We start from the raw sequence: 20,019 nt of genomic DNA, 5'->3' as shown, positions 1-20,019 counted from the left end.
CTTTACCATATGGGAAATGCCGTGGAGCTATGTAATATATGGCAGGCGACATTTTTAACTGTATCTCCTTAACACGAACGTGCCAGGGTGATCAATTATAGTTAACAACTTTCTGTAACCTTAGGCAAAAGGGCACTGAAAAAGCCTGCTGCAATAAGCAGTATGAAAGCAATCAGGAAGGACAACTGGTAGCTGTTTGTCTCATCAAACAACAGTCCGGGAATATATGAACCTATCGCCGATCCCAGCTGGTGGCTCATAAACAGCCACCCTGAAAGCAATCCGAAAGACTGGCCTTTAAAGTAGTCTGAAAGCAGTTTAATAGTTGGGGCAACAGTAGCAAAGTCAACAAGGCCGAAGGAAACAGAAAACGCAAGCAATAAAACAGGGTAATCCATAAACAATTTCATAAGCCCGGCATTGCTTGAAAAAATTAATAGAAAAACAATTGTTAAAGCCCGAGCAAAATACAGGAAAATCAAGATTGTTTTATTGTTTATTCGATCAGCAAGAATTCCTGAAATGAGTGTCCCCAACACGTTGAAACCGGCTAATGCGGCTACAGCTGCGCTCGTTATTCCAGGTGTAAAGCCGCAGTATTGAGCAAATGGAATGAGATGTGTATCCATTAAGCCCGTTGTAGTGACACCGCAAACAAAAAAAGGAATCAACAGGAACAAGAATCGCCGGTCCCACAGACTTGTTTTACTTGTCTGCTGTTGTTTCTTGACCGGAGTAGTAATTTCATGACTGCTTTCGGATCCCAGTGCGGCTAGTCCGGATTCCGAAGGTTCAGATTTCAACAGGATTGCGAGGATGGGGCACACAATCAGGATAAGAAATGATCCCAATATCAGTACAGCCCATTTCCATCCGAATGATTCAATCAGCAGGATCGAGCTTGGAACCAGTACCATCTGGCCTGCCCCAAAACCTGCCTCAACTATCCCCAATGCCAGTCCGCGCTTTTGTGCAAACCACTTCGTAACAGCAACGGATGCTGTCACGCCTGATGCACCTCCGAAACCAAGTGATGCGATAATTCCGTACAAAATGAATAGCTGCCACACAGACGTCACAAAGAAGCTTAAGATGGTGGCAGCACCAACAATAAGCGTACTGAAAACAAAAATGGTTTTGACACCATAATTATCCACCAGCTTCCCGACAATAGGCTGAGACACTGCAAAAACTAAAAAACTGACAAATGATATAGCGGAAATTGTACCCCGGTTTGCGGAAAAGTAGTCTTCCCAAGAGCCCATAAAGGCACCAAAAGTGAAACGGACGCCTTGTGAAGCTAAAACTCCAATAAAAGATACCGCTAAAATTATCCAGGCATAGTGGATTTTTCGACCGTATTTAACTCCCATAAGTTTCCTTTCTATACTATCAATATCTTTTACGATATCCAAAGGAAAGCTATTTGTATAGTGTAAAAATATCTGTTGAATTTTGAAACTGCCCATCCCCATTCATTCTATTGCAAACATTAAAATCGTCCCTAAGTATGACGAAAAAAGGATAGATGAGCAGGCGAGCCTGCTTTCATCTATCCTTCTTTTCTGGTTTGTGGGTTGTCAGCTGTTTAGTGCCTGGTTCAAATCCTCAATCAAATCTTCTGCATCTTCCAGCCCGACAGAGATCCTGACGAGACCGTCGGATATTCCGAGCTCATCCCTGCGCTCCTTTGGAATCGATGCATGCGTCATCCTAGCCGGGACTGAGATCAAGCTTTCGACCGCTCCGAGGCTTTCTGCCAGCGTAAAGTATTTGACGTTTCCGAGGATTTTATCGGCATTTTCTTCACTTCCAACATCAAATGAGACCATCCCGCCGAAACCGCGGGCCTGCCTTTTGGCAATTGCGTGGTTCGGGTGGGTTTCAATCCCAGGGTAGAATACTTTTTTGACAGCCGGATGCTGCTGCAGGAATTCCACTATCCTGCGCGTTGTTTGCTCGTGCTCTTCCATGCGCACTCCAAGCGTTTTGATGCCGCGCATGAGCAGCCAGGAATCCTGCGGCCCCAAGATGCCTCCTGTTGAGTTTTGGATAAAATGCATATCTTCTGCATGCTTGCTGCTGTTCACAACTACAAGGCCAGCGACAACATCACTATGGCCGCCAAGATACTTGGTCGCACTGTGAAGCACGATATCCGCACCCAATTCAATCGGGTTTTGCCAATAAGGAGTAGAAAAAGTATTATCAACGATTGTCAACAGCCCATTTGATTTTGCAACACCCGCAGCCGCTGCAATGTCGGTTATTTTTAGCAATGGGTTTGTCGGTGTCTCAATATAGACTGCCTTTGTGTTCGGCCGGATATTCGCTTCAATGTTGTCGATGTTGCTTGTATCGACAAAGGTGCTGTCAATCCCAAAGCGGTTCAGAACCTTCGTCATGACCCGGAAAGTTCCACCGTACACATCATCTGTAAGGATGACATGGTCGCCGCTGTTAAAGAGCATCATCACCGCTGTTATGGCGGCCATCCCGGAACCGAAGGCAAAACCTGCTTCACCGCCTTCTATGTCCCTGATCAGTTCTTCAAGCGCCTGGCGTGTCGGATTCCCGGTCCTTGAATATTCAAAGCCTTTATGGCCCCCGACACCTTCTTGTTTATAAGTACTGACCTGGTAGATCGGCACAGAAACAGCCCCTGTGTGAGGGTCATTTGCAATCCCGCCATGGATCAATTTGGTTTTCCGCTTCACTTAAATCCCACCTTCATAAATCTTTTTACTTAAATATCGTTCGCTCCCATCCGGGAACACGACCAAAATGTTCGTGCCCGTTTTGGCTATTTTCGCTTCTTCCAGTGCTGCATGCAGTGCGGCTCCTGATGAGCTCCCGACCAAAAGGCCTTCCCGGGCCGCAGCCTCTTTAACCAGATGGAAAGCAGCTTCATCCGCAACCGTGTGGATACTGTCAAAATAAGCAGGATCCATATAGCCGGGCAAAAATTCCATCCCGATTCCCTCGGTTTTATGTGGACCCGGTTCCCCGCCGCCAAGAATCGATCCTTCAGGCTCAACGATGACCGTTTTTATGCCCGGTTTCTGTTCCTTCAAGTAGCGGGCCGTGCCCATGAAGGTGCCCCCTGTGCCTGCACCCGCAACAAATACATGAATTTTGCCGTCCATTTGCTCCCATAATTCCGGGCCGAGCGTTTTATAATATGTCTCAGGGTTGGCAGGATTCGCAAATTGCTGCGGGCAGTATGATCCAGGAATTTCACAGAGCAGTTCCTTTGCCTTCTGGATCGCGCCTTCCATTCCCTCGCTCGTCGGTGTATGGACGATTTCTGCACCGAGGGCCTTCATCAACTCCTGCTTTTCGATGCTAAACTTCTCCGGTACACAGAGGATCACCTTTATGCCAGTATTGATTGCCGCTAGTGCGAGGCCGATACCGGTATTGCCGGCAGTGGGCTCGATGATGGTCCCTCCCGGAGCCAGCTTGCCGCTTTGTAAAGCTTCCCGAAGCAATTCCAGTCCCAGCCTGTCCTTCACACTGCCGCCCGGATTCATATATTCAAGCTTTGCATACAGCCTGACCCCTTCAGGCAATGTAAAACTGGAAATCTCCACGATTGGCGTATTCCCTATTATTTCATGGATTTTTTTAAAGACTTGCAAACTTTTCCCTCCACCGATCATCTTTAATTGGCTTTTTTCAGTGAGGCAACGATTTTTAAAACAAGTGCTGCGGAATTTTTAGCGGCTGTTTCCAAAAACTTGTCAAAAGAAATGTCGGATTCTTTTCCCGCAATGTCAGATAAAGAGCGGATCACCACAAAAGGCTTTTGGAACTGGTAAGCGACCTGTGCGATGGCGGCCGCTTCCATTTCCACTGCCTGCAGTCCGGTAAATTTTGTTTTGATGTAAGCAACCCTGTCAGGATCGCTCATGAATGAGTCCCCAGTGGTGATCAACCCTTTGACTGTCTGTATGCCGGTGATTTCGTTAGCGCTGTTTTCGGCAATCTCCACAAGACGGGAGTCAGCTACAAAAGACGCAGGAAGCTGGGGAACCTGACCGTATTCATAGCCAAAAGCCGTTACATCGACGTCATGGTGGCGGACTTCTGTAGAAATGACCACATCACCCACATTCAAATCAGGATTTAACCCGCCAGCTGACCCGGTATTAATAACGTAGTCGGGATTAAATCGTTCAAGCAAAATAGCCGATGACATCGCCGCATTTACTTTGCCGATGCCAGACCTCAGCAGCACAACTTCCGTACCGTCTATGTGGCCGGACGTAAATTCGCAGCCGGCAATTGATTCCTGGCTCTGGTTCACAATTTTTTCTCTCAAAATGGACACTTCTTCTTCCATTGCTCCGATAATAGCCACTCTCATGCAATATATACCTCTTTCCTTACTTTTTCACACCTGTCATGATCCATACAAAATCGTTGCAGCGTTCAAAGCTTGAACTGAATCCGTTCTTCTCCAGCATTTCCTTTAAGACTGGAATCGTTGTATAGTATTCCCTCTGCAAATCCTCTGCTAGATTTTTGTAGCCTTTTGACAGTGCGTCTTCAACCGCTTTTTCATATGCTTCGATGGAATCATACATCGTGTCGGCAAACACTATTTTACCACCGGAAGCAACATGGTTTCCATAGCCGGAAACCGCCTGCTCTTTCTCCGCATCTGTCAGATGGTGGAACGCATATGTGCTGACCATTGTATCAAAAGTCTGGTCTTCGGGATAATTGAAGAAATCCCCGTCGAGAATGGCTGCTCTGCTTCCAAGCTTTTTCCGGGCAAGGTTTCTCATTGAAGGCGAGGGTTCAACAGCGGTGACTTGCAGGCCTCTTGCAACAAGCTTTTTCGTCAGGTTGCCGGTGCCCGGGCCGAACTCCAGTACTCTTCCCCAGGAACGCTCTGCAACTTCGTTCAGGATCTTTTCATAATGTAAAAACACGTCTTTATATTCAGGGTCATGGCCATCGACCGTAGCATCGTAAGTGTCAGCCCATTGTTCAAACAGCTCAAGAAACTCTTTGCCCATGTTGTTCACTCTCCGTTTTAAACTAATAATTCCTATAAACATAATATGAATTAAAAGATGACTTGTTCCAAATTTATCATAACAGGCAGGCTGAAATCAATTAATACTTGCTCTCGGCCGGCCAGTCCAAATAAAATGGAAAAGCGAAAGGATTTGAAAGGAGCATGAATGATGAATTTACAATTCGATTTGATTGAAGACAAGGTTGAATTCTTTGAGGCGCCTGATTTGAAAACTCTTGAAAAAAAGATCAATAGCCAGATCGAAATAAACAAAGCTATCCTGCTGACAGTCCATTCTGTATCGCACCAAATGCATGCGGATGAAAACGGTAGAACCTATTTCACTGCTGTCGTTCATTTTAAAGCAAAAAAATAAGCGGGGAACCTGGTTTCCCGCTTGTGTTTTGTCTCAGATCTGCCGCATTAATGCAATTCCTCCACTTTTACCGGCTTCCAGCCCTGTCCGTCAACCCATTCGATCGCAACCCTGTATTTCTGGTCTGAACCTTTCTGCGACACTGTACCAATTGCACTGTTCGGCCCGCCGTTATTCCCCAGGCGCCAGACAGTCATATTATTTTTATCCAGTCCGGAAGCATATGAGATGGCCTGGAGCATCTCCTGCCAGTCAACCGAGCTCTCATCATAGACAGCTGCATGCTCGCCTGTCTGGGTAGTGCCTACTGGCTTCCAGTCAGGGTTGACGATTGTGCGCTTAACATTGGGATCGCTTCCTCCCTCAGTAACAACCGGCTCGCTTGGTTCAGCAGTCTCACCTTCATTGGGTGGTTCACTATTTTCGCTATCATCGCCTGATTCAGTTTCATCAGAAGGCTCAGTTTCCACTACATCTTCTCCGTCAGTACCAGACTGGCCATTCTCGGTATTATCATCATTATTTTTTTTGTTTTGTGAACCCGATTTCTTTTTCGATTCGGACTTCTCTGTTCCGGTTTTCTTATTTTCGCTGACTGCCGTTTTGTTATCGGCCGCTCCTTCATCACCGGTAAAAAAAATTCTCATGGACACAAATACAATAAGCAAAATCACTATTACAATCAAGCTATTTAAGACGAGGTTGGTTTTTCTTCGTTTTGCCCGCCTTTTTGAACGGGAACCCCCATGCAGGTTTTCGTTATCGTTTCTCAATTTCTTCCCCTCCCATATAAGGCTGTCAACATTCTACCATGAGTTAATGCAAACATGAAGGATTTTGGCTATTTCTTATTCTGTTTTTTCCAGATTGTAATCATAAATCTCCTGTACCATATCGGCAAAAAGGGGATTGACAGCACCTTCATCCTCGAATACTCCCAGGTTCACTGTTACAAGGGCGTATTTCGGATTCTGGAATGGAAAATAACCGGCGAACCATTTATTGTGCAGCTGTTTTCCATCCACATATATCCCTGTTTCTGCTGTTCCTGATTTGCCTGCTGTTTCATATGGGAGCTCCTTGAACCACCGGCCGGTTCCATGCTCATTCACAACAACCTCCCTCAAAAGCTGCTGCAGCTTCATCACTGTATATGGGGCAAGAGTCTCTCCCTTGATCGCCTTTTGTTCGAAATCCAAAAGGGTTGTACCGTTCTGATAATCGATGGATGAAACCGCTTTTACCATCTCTGTCCTGCCACCCCTTGCTATCGTTGCCATCATATTGGCCACGCCCAGTGGAGTGGCTCTCACCTCATGCTGTCCAATTCCTGACAACGCCGCAAAATTATCGTCTTTACGGTCGTGATCATTCAGGAAAATCCTTCCTTTTTCTTCATCGGCAAGCTGTTTAAAACCTTCCAGATGGTAAACGTTCCCCTGCCATCCAGACGGGCCGGTAAGTGACATCTTCTGTGAGTACTGGTCAAGAATATACGGATTCGTATTTGTCAGTTCCGTGGCCAATTCTCCAAAAGTCCTGTTGCAGCTGCGCGCAAAGCTGTCTGTAAAATTTAGCATGCCATGGTCGTATTTACTGTCCGGCTGCCCATTGATTTTTTTGCTGCAGTCAAAAATCCGGCCTTTATCATCAAGCTGATAATCAATTGCAGCAGCGGCCACAACCGTTTTAAAAACGGAACCGATAATATGCTGTTTAAGCATTAAATTGTTTATGCCCGAATCAGAAAAAGGGTCTTTATGATTGATATTGGGTCTCGATACCATCGCCAGGATGCTGCTTGATTCAATATCTAGCAGTATGAGTCCCCCTTTTTTGATGCCATGCTTGTCGGCGAGGTTCTCCGCGATTTCCTGAAGAGGCTTGTCCAGCGTCGTTTTGATATTTACCGGATAAAAAGGATTGGCGGGCTCCACATATTTTACATTGATGCCAAACAGGGGATCACCCTCCCCGTCGACGTGGTAAACAAGCTTGGACTTTCCCTCACCGACTAAGAACTCATCAAAGCTTTCTTCGAGCCCCGATAATCCTACCAGGGTTTGCGAAGATAATTTTTTTCCTCCGTAGCGCTTGTTTAAAACAGATATGTTTTCTCCGGTAATGCCTATTAATTGCTCTGCCGGATTTTTACTTTTGGTGTATTTCCTTTCCACAGCGAACACACCAGGAATTTTCAGGCTGTTTATTTTATTCACTTCTGCCGGGGATAGAACTACCGGATCCGGGTCTCCAAAGGCGAAAGGTTCTATTGAATCCCCGACTTCTTTTAATAATTTTGTTTCTGAAACGCCAATGATGTGTGCGATTTTCTGTGAAGGCCACTCAATTTTCTTTAGAAAAGGAAACAGAATAAGCACAGGGATTTTATCATAGGTCAGTGGAGTTCCGTTACGGTCAATGAAATTGCCGCGCCCAGTATCGACTATCATTTCCTGCGACCTTTGCTTCACACTTTCCTCAAGGAGATTTATATTATGTTTTGAAAAGGATTTAGAATCAACAAGCTGAATCTGGACCAACCTCCCTATGAGGATGCAAATCATTGCTATGCAGAAAAACAGCCATAACAGGGTTCTTTTTTTCGCCATAAATAAACACCTCGTCAAAAGTGTTGACGAGGTTCGGACATTTCAAACGGGTTGACCGTGGATTAAAGCTAGAACTAATAGAAAAACCGCCCGCATATGATGCGGACGGCCCGTGAATTATTTGATTGAAGTAATGCGGACATTCATTTCGCCGCCTGGTGTCTGGACGGTCACTTCATCTCCGACTTTGCGGCCCATCAAGCTTTTTGCAATCGGGGAGTCATTGGAGATTTTGCCTTCGAAAGGGTCTGCCTCTGCGCTGCCTACTACCGAATAGGTTTCTTCATCGCCGTCGGGAAGCTCCTTGAAAGTGACTGTACGCCCAAGCGTTACAGTATCTTTGCTCAGTTCATCTTCTTCTATAATTTTCGCATTGCGGATCATATTTTCTAAGGTGGTGATGCGCCCTTCAACAAAAGCCTGTTCTTCTTTAGCTGAATCATACTCAGAGTTTTCTGAGAGATCGCCAAAGCTGCGCGCGATTTTAATTCGTTCCACAACTTCTTTACGCTTAACCGTTTTCAAATGTTCCAGTTCTTGTTCCAACTTTTCTTTTCCAGCCTGAGTCATCGGAAAAACTTTCTCTGCAGCCAAAATCATTCACTCCTTCTAGTGTTCACAATCCCCTGATTAGAATGTGTGCTCCATACTTTCTATGTAGTGTTTTTGCAAGGGCAAATAATAGGAGCGCGTCCCTTCCAGGCCGCGCATTAAAGAGTCCTTTTGAACTTTTATGCTCCTGTTCAGCATGCCTCTTAACAAAGCACATGTAAAATATACATTAAAAATCGGCGGAACCACTGTAAATAATATTACGTATTATTTACAATTCACAGGCTGTTCCGCGATCTTTATTTATGCTATTGTGTCACAAAAATGCTTTTTGTTCAAGAATTGTTTGAATTTTTGTTACCATAAGGTCAATTGCAACATGGTTCTGGCCGCCTTCAGGGATGATTATGTCCGCATAGCGTTTTGTCGGCTCGATAAACTGGTTGTGCATTGGCCTCACTACAGTGACATATTGCTCGATTACGGAATCCATCGACCGACCGCGCTCCTTTATGTCACGCAGCAGCCTCCGGATAATCCGCAAATCAGCATCAGTATCCACATAAAGCTTAATGTCCATTAAATCCCGCAGCCTCTCGTCCTCTAGAACGAGGATTCCTTCAAGGATGATGACATCTTTTGGTTCCACCGGGATGATTTCTCTTGAACGTGTATGGATGGAATAATCATATACAGGCTTTTCGATCATTTCATAATCCAAAAGCTTTTTGATATGGGCGATCAGCAGATCATTATCAAAAGCTAGCGGATGGTCATAATTTGTTTTAAGCCGTTCTTCCATAGGGAGATGGCTCTGGTCCTTATAATAATAATCCTGCTCGATCATCAAGATGGAGTGGCCTGTAAAACTATCGTATATTGCCTTCGTAACACTCGTTTTTCCTGAACCGGACCCGCCGGCTACACCTATTACTACAGGTTTTCGTCTCATCTTAGACTCTCCTTCCGCATCATGTTGTAAGGAGACACGGGCTTGTCCATAATAAATTTCACAATTTGAAGTGGATGGCGTGCAGCGTCCAGTTCATTTCCCGCTTCGTCCCAAATCTTTTCGATGGTATAGGTAAAGTTTTTAATGTCGGGGCCAAAAAATTCGACTTCTTCTCCAGGTTTGAAATGGTTGCGCTGCTGAAGTGTGACGATTTTTGTTTCAGGATCATAGCCAAGCACCATTCCGGCAAAATCTGACTTGGTCTTCTTGCTATGGTTTCCAAACATTTGCTCTTTATACCCGGGAACTCCTTCAAAAAAAGCAGGGGCGGATTCCCGAATCGCACATTTATCAAGCTCCTCCAGCCACTCGCGCTGGATCAGGAAGTTGTCGGGATCTGCACAATAGGCATCGATTACTTTACGGTAGACACTGACGACTGTTGCGACATAATGAATTGATTTCATGCGGCCTTCTATTTTAAGGCTGTCTATCCCCAGTTCAATCATGCGCGGAATCGATTCTATCAGCTTCAGGTCTTTCGGGCTCATCGCAAACGGGCTGTCACCTTCTCTGAAAAGAGGTGATTCTTCACCGTCATTGAGCTCGTACAGATCATAGTCCCACCGGCACGACTGGCAGCAGCCACCGCGGTTCGAATCACGTGCTGTCATATGGTTGCTCAGTGTGCACCGCCCGGAATATGCAATGCACATTGCCCCATGGATGAATGTTTCTACCTCAATGTCAACCTTTTCTTTTATTTCACGGATTTCCTCGGCACTTGTTTCCCTCGCCAAAACAACTCGTTCAAGGCCTTCTTCCTTCCAATATTGAACGGCCTTCCAGTTGGACAGTGATTGCTGGGTACTGAGGTGGACCTCAATTTCCGGTGCCAGGCGTCGGCATGTCTCTATAATAAGCGGGTCGGAGACGATGATTCCGGCAATGCCTGTTTCCTGAAGGCCAAGAATATAATCTTCAAGGCCGTCGATATTTTCGTTGTGGGCAAATATATTTGTCGTCACATAAATTTTGGCACCGTATTTTTGTGCGAATTCAACGCCTTCCTTCATTTCGGCGAAGGTAAAATTGTCCGCATTTGAGCGGAGCCCGTATTCCTGTCCGCCGATGAACACGGCGTCAGCACCATACCGCACTGCAATTTTCAGCTTTTCGAGATTTCCGGCGGGCGCAAGCAATTCCGGTTTTTTTACGATGACCCGTTTTCCGTCAACTATTTGTGAAATAGGTTCTTTCACTACAGTCAAGTTGCTTTCCTCCCTTTCCTGTCATGCTTCGGCATATTATTATTGTTTCTATAAGTAGTACAACAGGTACTTTGCATTCCATAGCAATCAACCGTTTATAAAAATATTACAGATTCCTTACAATCCTTAATAAACCGTTTCTTTAAAGAAAAATCCGGTGTCAAGCGGCCGGTTTCCAGGCTGGATCGATTCTGCCTCTTCAAGCAGGCTGTCCTTTTCCTCTTCGTATTGTTCCGGATTTTCACTTGCGAGGTCAATAGCCTTTCGGTACAGCTCAGTGACCGGCACAATATACTCGGGGCTTTTGAGGATCCCATCGATTTTAAAAGAATCGACCCCGGCATCCACCATCTCTTGCAGCTCATCAATGATGCATATGTCATTTGGGCTCATGATGTGGGTCCCGTTGTTATCCTGAAAAATTGGGTATTTGTTATCGCGTTCTTTATCGTGAAGAAACATATTTTTATTTTTTGCCCTGTTTTCCACTTCCATCGCTTTGCCCTGATATTCAAAGTAATTGCCAAGAAGGGAGCGTTTCGACTGGAACATGGCTGTCATGCCGTGGACCTGCACTTCAATTTCCACTTCAGCCTGTTCCTTTATTTCAATGATTGCATCCATATTGATTTCCCTGGCCAGGACAGCGCGTTTCGCCCCTTTTCGCCCCCAGTAATTGCATGTGTACCAGTTTGTCGCTGTCGTTTCTGTATTCCAGTGGAGCTTGATGCCCGGGGCTGTTTCCCGTGCTGCCATAAGGACAGCAGGATCCCCAAATATAATCGCATCGGCGCCTGCTTCATTTAAAAAGGATATATAATCAGCCAGCAGGCCGACTTTTTCATTGTGAAAAATCGCATTCATCGCAACATAGACCTTTTTTCCGCGCGAATGGGCCAGCTCAATTGCGGTTTTTACATCCTCCCTCTTGAATTCCCCGGCCAGGCGCAGGCCAAAATTTTGTTCTCCAACAACGAAGGCATCAGCTCCCGCCTCAGCAAGGGGGAGAATATCATCCACACTAGTGGGTGTCACTAATAATTCAGGTTTCTTCATGTTTTCACCTCTTTTTGCTAATCGCTACCCCATCGCCGACCGGCAGAATCACTGTATCGAACTCCGGATGGCTTGCCAGCCAGTGGTTGAATTCATCGATTTTCTTTGCGAGACTGCGGAGGCGCCGGTTTTCTATTACCGGTTCATACACAAGCCCTTTAAAAAGGACATTGTCAGTAATGATGATGCCCGTGCTGCTCAGGAGACGGGAATATATTTCAAAAAAACGTTTGTACTGGCCTTTAGCGGCATCAATAAAAATTGTCTCGAAAGGCCCGTGGCCGGCAACCTCTTCGCCAGTCTCAAGAGCATCACCTTTAATAAGCGTAATTTGTGATGGTCTGCCGGCCTTTTCTATATAATTTACAGCTAACGCATGCCTGTCTTCGTCTTTTTCAATTGAAATGATTTTGGTTTTTGGCAGTGCTTCCGCCATCCTCAGGGCGGAATAGCCTATCGCGGTTCCGACTTCAAGAATGGCAGATGGCTGCTGTATCCTGAGGATTTGCAGCATCGCTTCGATTCCAGCAGGTTCCATTATTGGAACGCCTTCAAGCCGGGCGTATTCCTCCATTTCCTGAAACAGGACGGACCTTTGCGGGATAAGCCCTTCTATGTAATTTTGCAGTTCTGGCACCTTCAAACTGCCCTCACCTCGCATCCTTAAACATATACCCTTAGCTTTGTCATATAGACATGAAAAAATAGCGTTCGCAGGCAAGAGAGGAAAAATCCGGACAGAATTTTCCGTCGTTCAGCGGATAGCCTCTGAACCTCTGCTCTGCAAGTTACGCTATCGTCAGGTGTACAAAAACACTCGATCAATTTTATCACAGTGAGCGGGGATATGCCATATCGAGTTCCCCTGCACGTTGCACTATTTTTGGCTTGTAATGTATTTTGCTTTCAACTGATTATGCTCTTCCAGTGTTCTTGAAAAATGGACCTCTCCAGATGAATCTGCAAGGAAATACAGTAAGTCGGTCTTTTCAGGTGAAAGGGCAGCTTCAATGGACATCGTGCCGGGATTGGCAATTGGCCCGGGCGGCAATCCAGCGTATTTATAAGTGTTGTATGGTGAATCAACTTCCAGGTCTTTATATACGACCCGGTCTTTATGCTTGCCCTGCGCGTATAGAATTGTCGGATCGGTCTGCAGCGGCATTCCCTGTTCGATCCTATTATGGAACACACTTGAAATTTTATCCCGTTCCGCCTTCTCAGTCGCTTCTTCTTCTATAAGTGACGCCATTGTCATGACATGGTGCACTGACAGGTTTAGTTCCTCCATTTGCCCTCTGTACTCCTCAAGTACGGATTTCGTTTTATTAAGCATGTCGGTTACGATTTTTTCCACTGAAGGATCTTTCGTGTAAAAAGAATAGGTCGCCGGGAACAGATACCCTTCCAGGGGATGTTTTATTTTTTCATTTATGATATCAGCAGACAGCACATCTGGATATTTCTCAATTAATGAATTGACAAATTCCCTGTCATTGAGCTCTGATAAAACTTCTTCATGGTTCCTGCCTGATTTTTCAGCAATGATCCCGGCTATTTGTGACAGCTGCTTGCCTTCCGGAATCGTAATCGTCAACGCCACATCCTGCATGACTCTCCCGGTTTTCAGGCTCGTAATGATTTCGGGGATGGTCATGGACGGCTTCATCTTGTATTCTCCCGCCATGAATCCCGAGTCATTTTTAAATTTTACATAATATTTAAAAATGCGGGCATCCCGGATAATGCCATTGTCCTCGAGAATTTGGGCAATTCCTGAAACGGAAGACCCTATCGGGATCTCGACCGTTTTTACTTTTTTGCTCCCTGGATCGACTGGCTTTAAGGCAGAGTTAACATAAAAATATCCCCCGCCCGCTATCGCACCGATTAGCACAAACAACACGATCGCTGTGATAAACACAATTTTGCGGACGACTTTTGCTTCGCTCTGTTTTTCGATCAATTTCTCATATATTTGCTGTTTTTTTTCTGAACTGCCAGGCTTATTCGTTTCTGTGTTTTTTCCTTCAGACATAAGTTCCCCTCCGGTGAACAGGGTTTAGGGCTGACACCAGGCCCTATTTGCATCTCGACCATTATACTATATTTTTCTAATTTTAGTCGCAAAAAATTACGAAAAATTCCTGAACAAGACATATTTCGACTGCCCATGTAAAAGTGTGGACACTGGTTTTACCCAGTATGTTTCAATCCCGGGCTTGAAATACATGAAAAAACCGGGCCTTGTTTGGCCCGGTCTGCTGGTTTATTCTCCGTCTTCCTGCTCGGTGAGGAAGGTTTCCAGCATCTCCTCGATCATGTCCCACTCTTCGTCTGTTTCGATCGGCATCAATTCGCCATCATCATTGTCCTCCGAAGGTATGAACGAAGATGCGTGAATTTCAATCTCTTCATCGTCCCCTTCCTCGGCACCCATCGGGTAATATAAAACGTACGATTTGCCAAATTCCTCGGATTCAAATGTAAACAGCACCTCACAAAGCTGTTCGTTTCCATTTTCATCTACTACTGTAATGTTGTTTTCACCGTGTTCCATTTCTTTCACCTCATTTAGTTTGGCTGTCCAGATACCCTTGCAAAATCATTACGGCAGCCATTTTATCAATGACCTTTTTCCTTTTCTTCCTGCTGACGTCAGCCTCAAGCAGGACACGTTCAGCAGCAATGGTGGTCAACCGCTCGTCCCAAAGGACGACAGGCAGGCCAAATCGTTTTTCCAGCTCCCCGGCGAAAAATTGGCTGGCTTCGCCCCGGGGGCCGATCGTCCCGTTCATGTTCTTCGGTAACCCAACCACTATTTTACTGACATCGTACTCTTTTATTATTTGACCAATTTGCTCAAACCCAAACACTTTTTCTTCTTCATTGATGTTTAAAGTTTCCAGCCCTTGTGCGGTCCACCCGAACTCGTCGCTGAGCGCGATCCCGACAGTTTTTGAGCCGACGTCCAATCCCATTGTCCTCATTACTTACCCCTCATGCTGCTGTTTCAAATACGATTTTACCAGTTCTTCAATAATTTCATCCCGTTCAAGCTTGCGGATGATGTTTCTTGCGTCCCGATGCCGGGGAATGTAGGCCGGGTCGCCTGAAAGCAGGTAGCCTACGATCTGGTTGATTGGATTATATCCTTTTTCCTGAAGGGCTTCATAAACCTGTAAGAGCACTTCATTCACATCATGCTCATAAGGCTCTTCGGGAAAACTGAATTTCATCGTTTTGTCAAAAGAGCTCATTCCATGCACCTCACTTTTTGTTGGAAGGCAAAAATCTGCTAAAGTTACCTACATTTTACACTACTTTAGTATTATATCAAATGGATTTTACCCATTCTTCAACAAATTGAAGGGCATTGTCGAGCTTTTCAGGGTCCTTGCCGCCAGCCTGGGCCATGTCCGGACGTCCACCGCCGCCACCGCCGCAACGGTTAGAAACTTCTTTGATCAGCTGGCCAGCGTGTCCGCCTTTTTCAATGATATCTTTCGTTACAGCAGCGATCAAATTGACTTTCTCGCCGTCCGTGCTTCCCAGCACTATGACCGCCGACCCCAGTTTTTGCTTCAAGTCATCTGCCATGTTGCGCAGGCTGTTCATGTCTGCGGCCTGTACACGTTCTGCCAATACAGGAATGCCGTTGACTTCTTTAACTTTTGAAGCAAGGCTTCCTGCTTCAATATTCCCCAATTTAGCTGAAAGCGACTCGTTTTCACGCTGGAGCTGCTTCATTTCGGCAAGTACCCCATCTATCCGGTTTGCCACTTCTTTGGGATTTGTTTTTAATTTTGCGGCCGCACTCTTTAAGACTGCGATTTGGTCGATTAAGATTTTGTAAGCTGCCTCACCTGTCACCGCCTCGATTCTTCTCGTGCCGGCACCAATGCCTCCTTCTGAGACAATTTTGAAAAGGCCGATGACGGAAGTGTTAGGCACATGGCATCCTCCGCAAAGCTCAAGGCTGTAATCACCGACTTTTACGACTCGTACGATATCGCCGTATTTCTCGCCGAACAATGCCATCGCACCCATAGCTCTTGCTTCGTCGATCGCTTTATAATCTATTTCAACATGAAGGCTGTGCCAGATTTTCTCGTTGACTATTGATTCAATTTTTTCAAGTTCGTCAGCGGTGACCTGCCCAAAATGGGAAAAGTCAAAACGGAGCCGGTCAGGCTCTACCAAAGATCCAGCCTGATTAACATGCCCGCCTAGGACATCTTTTAAAGCCTGATGCAGAACATGTGTAGCTGTATGGTTTTTAATCACTCTGGACCGGTTGCCTTCATCAACAGCAGCCAGCACGTCCTGTCCCTTTTTCAGCGTCCCCGTTTCTACGAAGGCATGATGGAGGTTCTGGCCGTTCGGCGCTTTTTGCACATCCCGGACGCTCACTTTCAAGCCGTCTGCCGCCAGGGTTCCCCGGTCAGCGATCTGGCCGCCGCTTTCAGCATAAAATGGCGTTTCATCGAGAATGAAATGGAACTCATCACCCTGGCCGACTTCATCAACAAGCTGGCCGTCCTTAACGATGGCCGTGACTTTGCTGGAAGTTTCCAGCGTGTCGTAGCCTACAAATTCACTTGCTTCCTTTATGTTCCCGAGCACACCGCCCTGCACCTGCATCGAGCCGACGTCCTGCCTTGCTGAACGGGCACGGTCGCGCTGTTCCTGCATTGCGGCTTCAAAGCCTTCGTGGTCTACCGTCATCCCTTCTTCTTCAGCATACTCTTCAGTCAATTCTACCGGGAACCCGTAAGTATCATAAAGGCGGAACACATCTTCTCCATTAATGATACTGCTTCCCTTCTGTTTCTCTTTCCGAATCAGGTCTGAAAGAATCGCCAGCCCCTCATTCAACGTTTCATGGAAGCGTTCTTCTTCATTCTTGATGACCTTCTGGATGAATTCGGCCTTATTTTTAACTTCAGGATAAAAATCAGCCATGATTTCGCCGACAACCGGGACGAGTTCGAACATGAACGGGCGGTTGATATTGATTTTCTTTGCATAGCGCACTGCCCTGCGCAGCAGGCGGCGCAGAACATATCCGCGTCCCTCGTTTGATGGGAGCGCGCCATCCCCTACTGCGAAAGCAACTGTCCGGATATGGTCCGCGATTACTTTAAAGGATGTATCCTGTTCGTTGCTTTGACCATAATTTGCACCTGAAATCTGTTCGGTTGATTTAATGATCGGCATGAACAAATCGGTGTCAAAGTTGGTCGGCACGTTTTGGACGACCGATGCCATCCGCTCAAGCCCCATCCCTGTATCAATGTTTTTCTTTGGAAGCGGAGTGTAAGTGCCGTCAGGGTTATGGTTAAATTCAGAGAACACCAGGTTCCAGACTTCCAGATAACGGTCATTTTCTCCACCAGGGTACAACTCCGGATCTTCCGGGTCATTGCCGTATTCAGGGCCCCGGTCATAAAAAATCTCTGTGTTCGGTCCGCTTGGGCCTTCACCGATATCCCAGAAGTTCCCCTCAAGACGGATGATCCTTTCTTCAGGCACCCCTATTTTTTCAGTCCATATTTTGAATGCCTCATCATCTTCCGGGTGGATGGTAACGGATAATTTGTCTTTTTCAAAGCCGATCCATTTTTCATCGGTCAAAAATTCCCATGCCCACTCGATCGCTTCTACCTTAAAGTAGTCGCCGATGGAAAAGTTTCCGAGCATTTCAAAGAATGTATGATGGCGTGCCGTTTTGCCGACGTTTTCAATATCGTTCGTACGGATTGATTTTTGGGCATTTGTAATTCTCGGGTTGTCGGGGATAACCCGTCCGTCGAAATACTTTTTCAGGGTTGCAACGCCGCTGTTAATCCAGAGCAGGGACGGATCATCATGTGGGACAAGCGGTGCGCTCGGTTCAACTGCGTGTCCTTTTTCCTTAAAGAAATCAAGATACATTTTTCTTATCTCTGAACCTGATAATTTTTTCACAGGAATTCCTCCTTTGTTTTTTGGGAAATAAAAAAACCCCCATCCCTGGACAGGGACGAGAGCTTGCTCGCGGTACCACCCTGATTATGGATGCACATTAACGCATCCATCTCTCAAAATATGCCTTAACGCGGCCGACGGCAGTGTTTGGCTGCACTCTGGATTAGCTTTCTGTTATCCTTCACCCGGAATTCCTCTCAGCCGTGGAAATTCCTCTCTTATCGGTGGACTATAACATACTCGATCCTTCAACATTTTGTGCTATTTACGTTTATAACCCGAATTATATAAAGCGGGTTCCGGTTTGTCAAATTTCATCCGTGGCAGGTTCTTTTTCTGAATGGCGGATGCGTGCAAAATGGTCTTTTGCATGGATAATCGCGGCCCTGATGGTGACCATTACAGGCACTGCCAAAATAAGCCCGGCTACACCGGCAATTTCCCCTCCCGCCAGCAAGGCGGCCATGATCAGAAGAGGGTGCATATGCAGGCTTTTGCCGACTATTAACGGGGAAATTACATTGCTTTCGAGGAACTGCAGCGCAAACACGATTCCAAGCGAGACAAGCACCATTTTAACTGATATCGTTGCAGCAATGATAACTGCCGGAACAGCGCCAATCAGCGGTCCAAAGTAAGGGATGACATTTGTGACACCAACGACTGAACCGAGCAACAGACAGTACCGCATTCCTGCAAACCAAAAACTGAGCGATGCCAGCAGCCCAATGATCAAACAGACAAGGAGCTGTCCGCGGATATAGCTGCCGAGCGACTGGTCGACTTCAAGCAGAAATTTTTTCCCAGGCTGGCGCCAGGTGCGCGGTGTGATGTACCAGGCTGCTTTTTTCATAAGATTGAAATCTTTAAGCAAATAGAATGCAATGAATGGAATGACTGCGATTGTCACGATTGAACTGAGGATCCCTCTCAGCACCATGATCATTTTAGCCAGCAGCTTATCTACTGTATTTTCAACAGCAATGATGCCATCATCTATTTGCCTTTGGATGCCCGCCGGCCATCTTGACGTCTGGTCCTGGACTTGATCAACCCATTGCCTATACTGGGCAGCAAATGCAGGGGCATTTTCAGAAAGGTCACGGAGCTGATGTATGATGGCAGGCAAACCCTTATAGATGGCAAAGCCGATCCCTCCAAAAAAAAGGCAATAAATGATCAGGACAGCTATGCCCCTGTGCAGCCCTTTGGCGTGGAGGTTTTCAACAACGGGATGCAGCAGGTATGTAATGAACCCCGCAACAGCAAAAGGTATAAGCATCTTCCACAATACATTAATGACAGGGACCCATATAGGCTGCAGCTTAAAAAATATGTAAACAACAATAAACAACAAGAGAAGAAACCCCAGCCGGTAAACCCATTTCATCCGGATATCCACCAAGTTCGCCCCCTTGCCATTATTGTTGAATGACATGAGAGATAATATTCATCAACGAAAGAATCCCCTGCTTAATCAGGGGATCCAGTTAAACTATTACATTCCGTATTGGCGCTGTTCTTCATCAAAAAGGTCATCCAGGGAACTTAAAGTCCCGTCCTCTTCAACCTGGTGGGTATGGATGATCCCTTGTGACAATGAAAGTTCAATAAAGCAGTTCCAGCAATAATACTGGTTGATGCCTATTTTGCCAATATCTTTACTTGAGCAGTTCGGGCAAGTGAGCATGGAAAGGACACCCCTATTTTCACTATTGGTTACCTGTCATTTTTGACAAAGACAATGATGGCGTCCTTTCCGAATGCAGGGGGTGCTGCGGATTCCACAATACGCTTTCCTTCACTGATATCAGAAAAAAAGCCATCCGATAACTCATACCCTACAATCGTGCCCACTTCCTCCTTGAAATATACATCGGCAAACAGTCCAAGCTGCTCCCCTTCGTTTGAGATGGCCATTTTCCCTGCGAGGCTGTTGCCATGTTCGATTGTATATTCGGGTGGGGACTTCAATAGCTCCATGGCCCCGGCATCCCGAACCATCACGCCATCCCACCCGAAAGAGAGGACGTTTTCCAATTTAATGATAAAGCTCTTTTTAAGAAGCATACCCTTTCTTAAAAGCAAGCCCTCTACTCTTCCATCCCCCGAAATGCTAATGTCGCATACTTCGCCTAATTGTGTTCCGTTTTTGACCTCAAAAACAGGAAGGCCCTTCAATAAGGAAAATGTCCGCAAAG

Annotated in this window: 21 protein-coding genes; 1 reads left to right on the top strand and 20 read right to left on the bottom strand. The window is 46.0% G+C overall.

Annotation, left to right across the window (positions count from 1 at the left end):
• Nucleotides 1–101 precede the first annotated feature (101 nt).
• The 5 genes from CVD19_RS18775 to CVD19_RS18755 form a co-directional block, all read right to left on the bottom strand.
• On the bottom strand, nt 102–1,373 hold the full coding sequence (locus CVD19_RS18775) for an MFS transporter (RefSeq protein ID WP_101584538.1): 1,272 nt from the start codon (nt 1,371–1,373) through the stop codon (nt 102–104).
• A gap of 207 nt (nt 1,374–1,580) precedes the next feature.
• Nucleotides 1,581–2,717 carry a bifunctional cystathionine gamma-lyase/homocysteine desulfhydrase gene (locus CVD19_RS18770; protein ID WP_101584356.1) on the bottom strand — a complete coding sequence of 379 codons (1,137 nt, stop codon included), beginning with the start codon at nt 2,715–2,717 and terminating at the stop codon, nt 1,581–1,583.
• Nucleotides 2,718–3,641 (bottom strand): PLP-dependent cysteine synthase family protein, encoded by a 924-nt coding sequence (locus tag CVD19_RS18765; protein ID WP_101584355.1) that lies wholly within the window; start codon nt 3,639–3,641, stop codon nt 2,718–2,720.
• Nucleotides 3,642–3,664: 23 nt separating this feature from the next.
• On the bottom strand, nt 3,665–4,369 hold the full coding sequence (mtnN, locus tag CVD19_RS18760) for a 5'-methylthioadenosine/S-adenosylhomocysteine nucleosidase (protein WP_101584354.1): 705 nt from the start codon (nt 4,367–4,369) through the stop codon (nt 3,665–3,667).
• Between the two features lie 19 nt (nt 4,370–4,388).
• Complete coding sequence (locus CVD19_RS18755; protein WP_101584352.1) at nt 4,389–5,027, bottom strand: class I SAM-dependent methyltransferase; 639 nt, start codon at nt 5,025–5,027, stop codon at nt 4,389–4,391.
• Between the two features lie 171 nt (nt 5,028–5,198).
• Between CVD19_RS18755 and CVD19_RS18750 the strand changes: the two genes are divergently transcribed.
• Nucleotides 5,199–5,405, top strand: coding sequence for a YrzA family protein (locus CVD19_RS18750; RefSeq protein ID WP_101584351.1), 207 nt, complete (start codon nt 5,199–5,201; stop codon nt 5,403–5,405).
• A gap of 47 nt (nt 5,406–5,452) precedes the next feature.
• Here the strand turns inward: CVD19_RS18750 and CVD19_RS18745 are convergent, their stop codons facing one another.
• From CVD19_RS18745 to CVD19_RS18675, 15 genes are all read right to left on the bottom strand, one after another.
• Nucleotides 5,453–6,178: a YrrS family protein gene (locus CVD19_RS18745; RefSeq protein WP_257985194.1), complete on the bottom strand. Its 726-nt coding sequence runs from the start codon at nt 6,176–6,178 to the stop codon at nt 5,453–5,455.
• Nucleotides 6,179–6,253: 75 nt separating this feature from the next.
• Complete coding sequence (locus tag CVD19_RS18740; protein ID WP_101584350.1) at nt 6,254–8,017, bottom strand: peptidoglycan D,D-transpeptidase FtsI family protein; 1,764 nt, start codon at nt 8,015–8,017, stop codon at nt 6,254–6,256.
• A 117-nt stretch (nt 8,018–8,134) separates the two neighbouring features.
• Nucleotides 8,135–8,611, bottom strand: coding sequence for a transcription elongation factor GreA (greA, locus tag CVD19_RS18735; RefSeq protein WP_101584349.1), 477 nt, complete (start codon nt 8,609–8,611; stop codon nt 8,135–8,137).
• Nucleotides 8,612–8,885: 274 nt separating this feature from the next.
• Entirely contained in the window at nt 8,886–9,521 is a 636-nt protein-coding gene (gene udk / locus CVD19_RS18730) for a uridine kinase (RefSeq protein ID WP_101584347.1), read from the bottom strand.
• Entirely contained in the window at nt 9,518–10,792 is a 1,275-nt protein-coding gene (locus tag CVD19_RS18725) for a peptidase U32 family protein (RefSeq protein WP_101584344.1), read from the bottom strand. Before CVD19_RS18725 ends, udk begins: the two co-directional genes overlap by 4 nt.
• A gap of 126 nt (nt 10,793–10,918) precedes the next feature.
• Complete coding sequence (locus CVD19_RS18720; RefSeq protein ID WP_101584342.1) at nt 10,919–11,848, bottom strand: peptidase U32 family protein; 930 nt, start codon at nt 11,846–11,848, stop codon at nt 10,919–10,921.
• Nucleotides 11,849–11,852: 4 nt separating this feature from the next.
• Complete coding sequence (locus tag CVD19_RS18715; protein WP_101584340.1) at nt 11,853–12,491, bottom strand: O-methyltransferase; 639 nt, start codon at nt 12,489–12,491, stop codon at nt 11,853–11,855.
• Nucleotides 12,492–12,725: 234 nt separating this feature from the next.
• Entirely contained in the window at nt 12,726–13,886 is a 1,161-nt protein-coding gene (mltG, locus tag CVD19_RS18710) for an endolytic transglycosylase MltG (RefSeq protein ID WP_101584339.1), read from the bottom strand.
• 231 nt (nt 13,887–14,117) lie between these two features.
• A complete protein-coding gene (locus tag CVD19_RS18705) occupies nt 14,118–14,408 on the bottom strand; it encodes a DUF1292 domain-containing protein (RefSeq protein WP_101584338.1) in 291 nt (96 codons plus the stop codon).
• Between the two features lie 10 nt (nt 14,409–14,418).
• Nucleotides 14,419–14,838: a Holliday junction resolvase RuvX gene (gene ruvX, locus CVD19_RS18700; protein WP_180953702.1), complete on the bottom strand. Its 420-nt coding sequence runs from the start codon at nt 14,836–14,838 to the stop codon at nt 14,419–14,421.
• Nucleotides 14,839–14,841: 3 nt separating this feature from the next.
• Nucleotides 14,842–15,108 carry an IreB family regulatory phosphoprotein gene (locus tag CVD19_RS18695; RefSeq protein ID WP_101584337.1) on the bottom strand — a complete coding sequence of 89 codons (267 nt, stop codon included), beginning with the start codon at nt 15,106–15,108 and terminating at the stop codon, nt 14,842–14,844.
• Between the two features lie 76 nt (nt 15,109–15,184).
• The gene (alaS, locus tag CVD19_RS18690; protein ID WP_374702906.1) at nt 15,185–17,785 is read right to left on the bottom strand and encodes an alanine--tRNA ligase; all 2,601 of its coding nucleotides are present in this window, start codon (nt 17,783–17,785) and stop codon (nt 15,185–15,187) included.
• A gap of 340 nt (nt 17,786–18,125) precedes the next feature.
• Entirely contained in the window at nt 18,126–19,220 is a 1,095-nt protein-coding gene (locus tag CVD19_RS18685) for an AI-2E family transporter (RefSeq protein WP_101584335.1), read from the bottom strand.
• A 96-nt stretch (nt 19,221–19,316) separates the two neighbouring features.
• Nucleotides 19,317–19,508, bottom strand: a complete 192-nt coding sequence (locus CVD19_RS18680; RefSeq protein ID WP_101584333.1) for a hypothetical protein — start codon at nt 19,506–19,508, stop codon at nt 19,317–19,319.
• A 29-nt stretch (nt 19,509–19,537) separates the two neighbouring features.
• Complete coding sequence (locus CVD19_RS18675; protein WP_101584332.1) at nt 19,538–20,017, bottom strand: PRC-barrel domain-containing protein; 480 nt, start codon at nt 20,015–20,017, stop codon at nt 19,538–19,540.
• Nucleotides 20,018–20,019: the final 2 nt, after the last annotated feature.

It is taken from the genome of Bacillus sp. T33-2, assembly GCF_002860205.1.
GTDB lineage: Bacteria > Bacillota > Bacilli > Bacillales > Cytobacillaceae > T33-2.
Note: the sequence above shows the minus strand (reverse complement) of the source record. Positions and strands in the feature narration are given on the sequence as shown.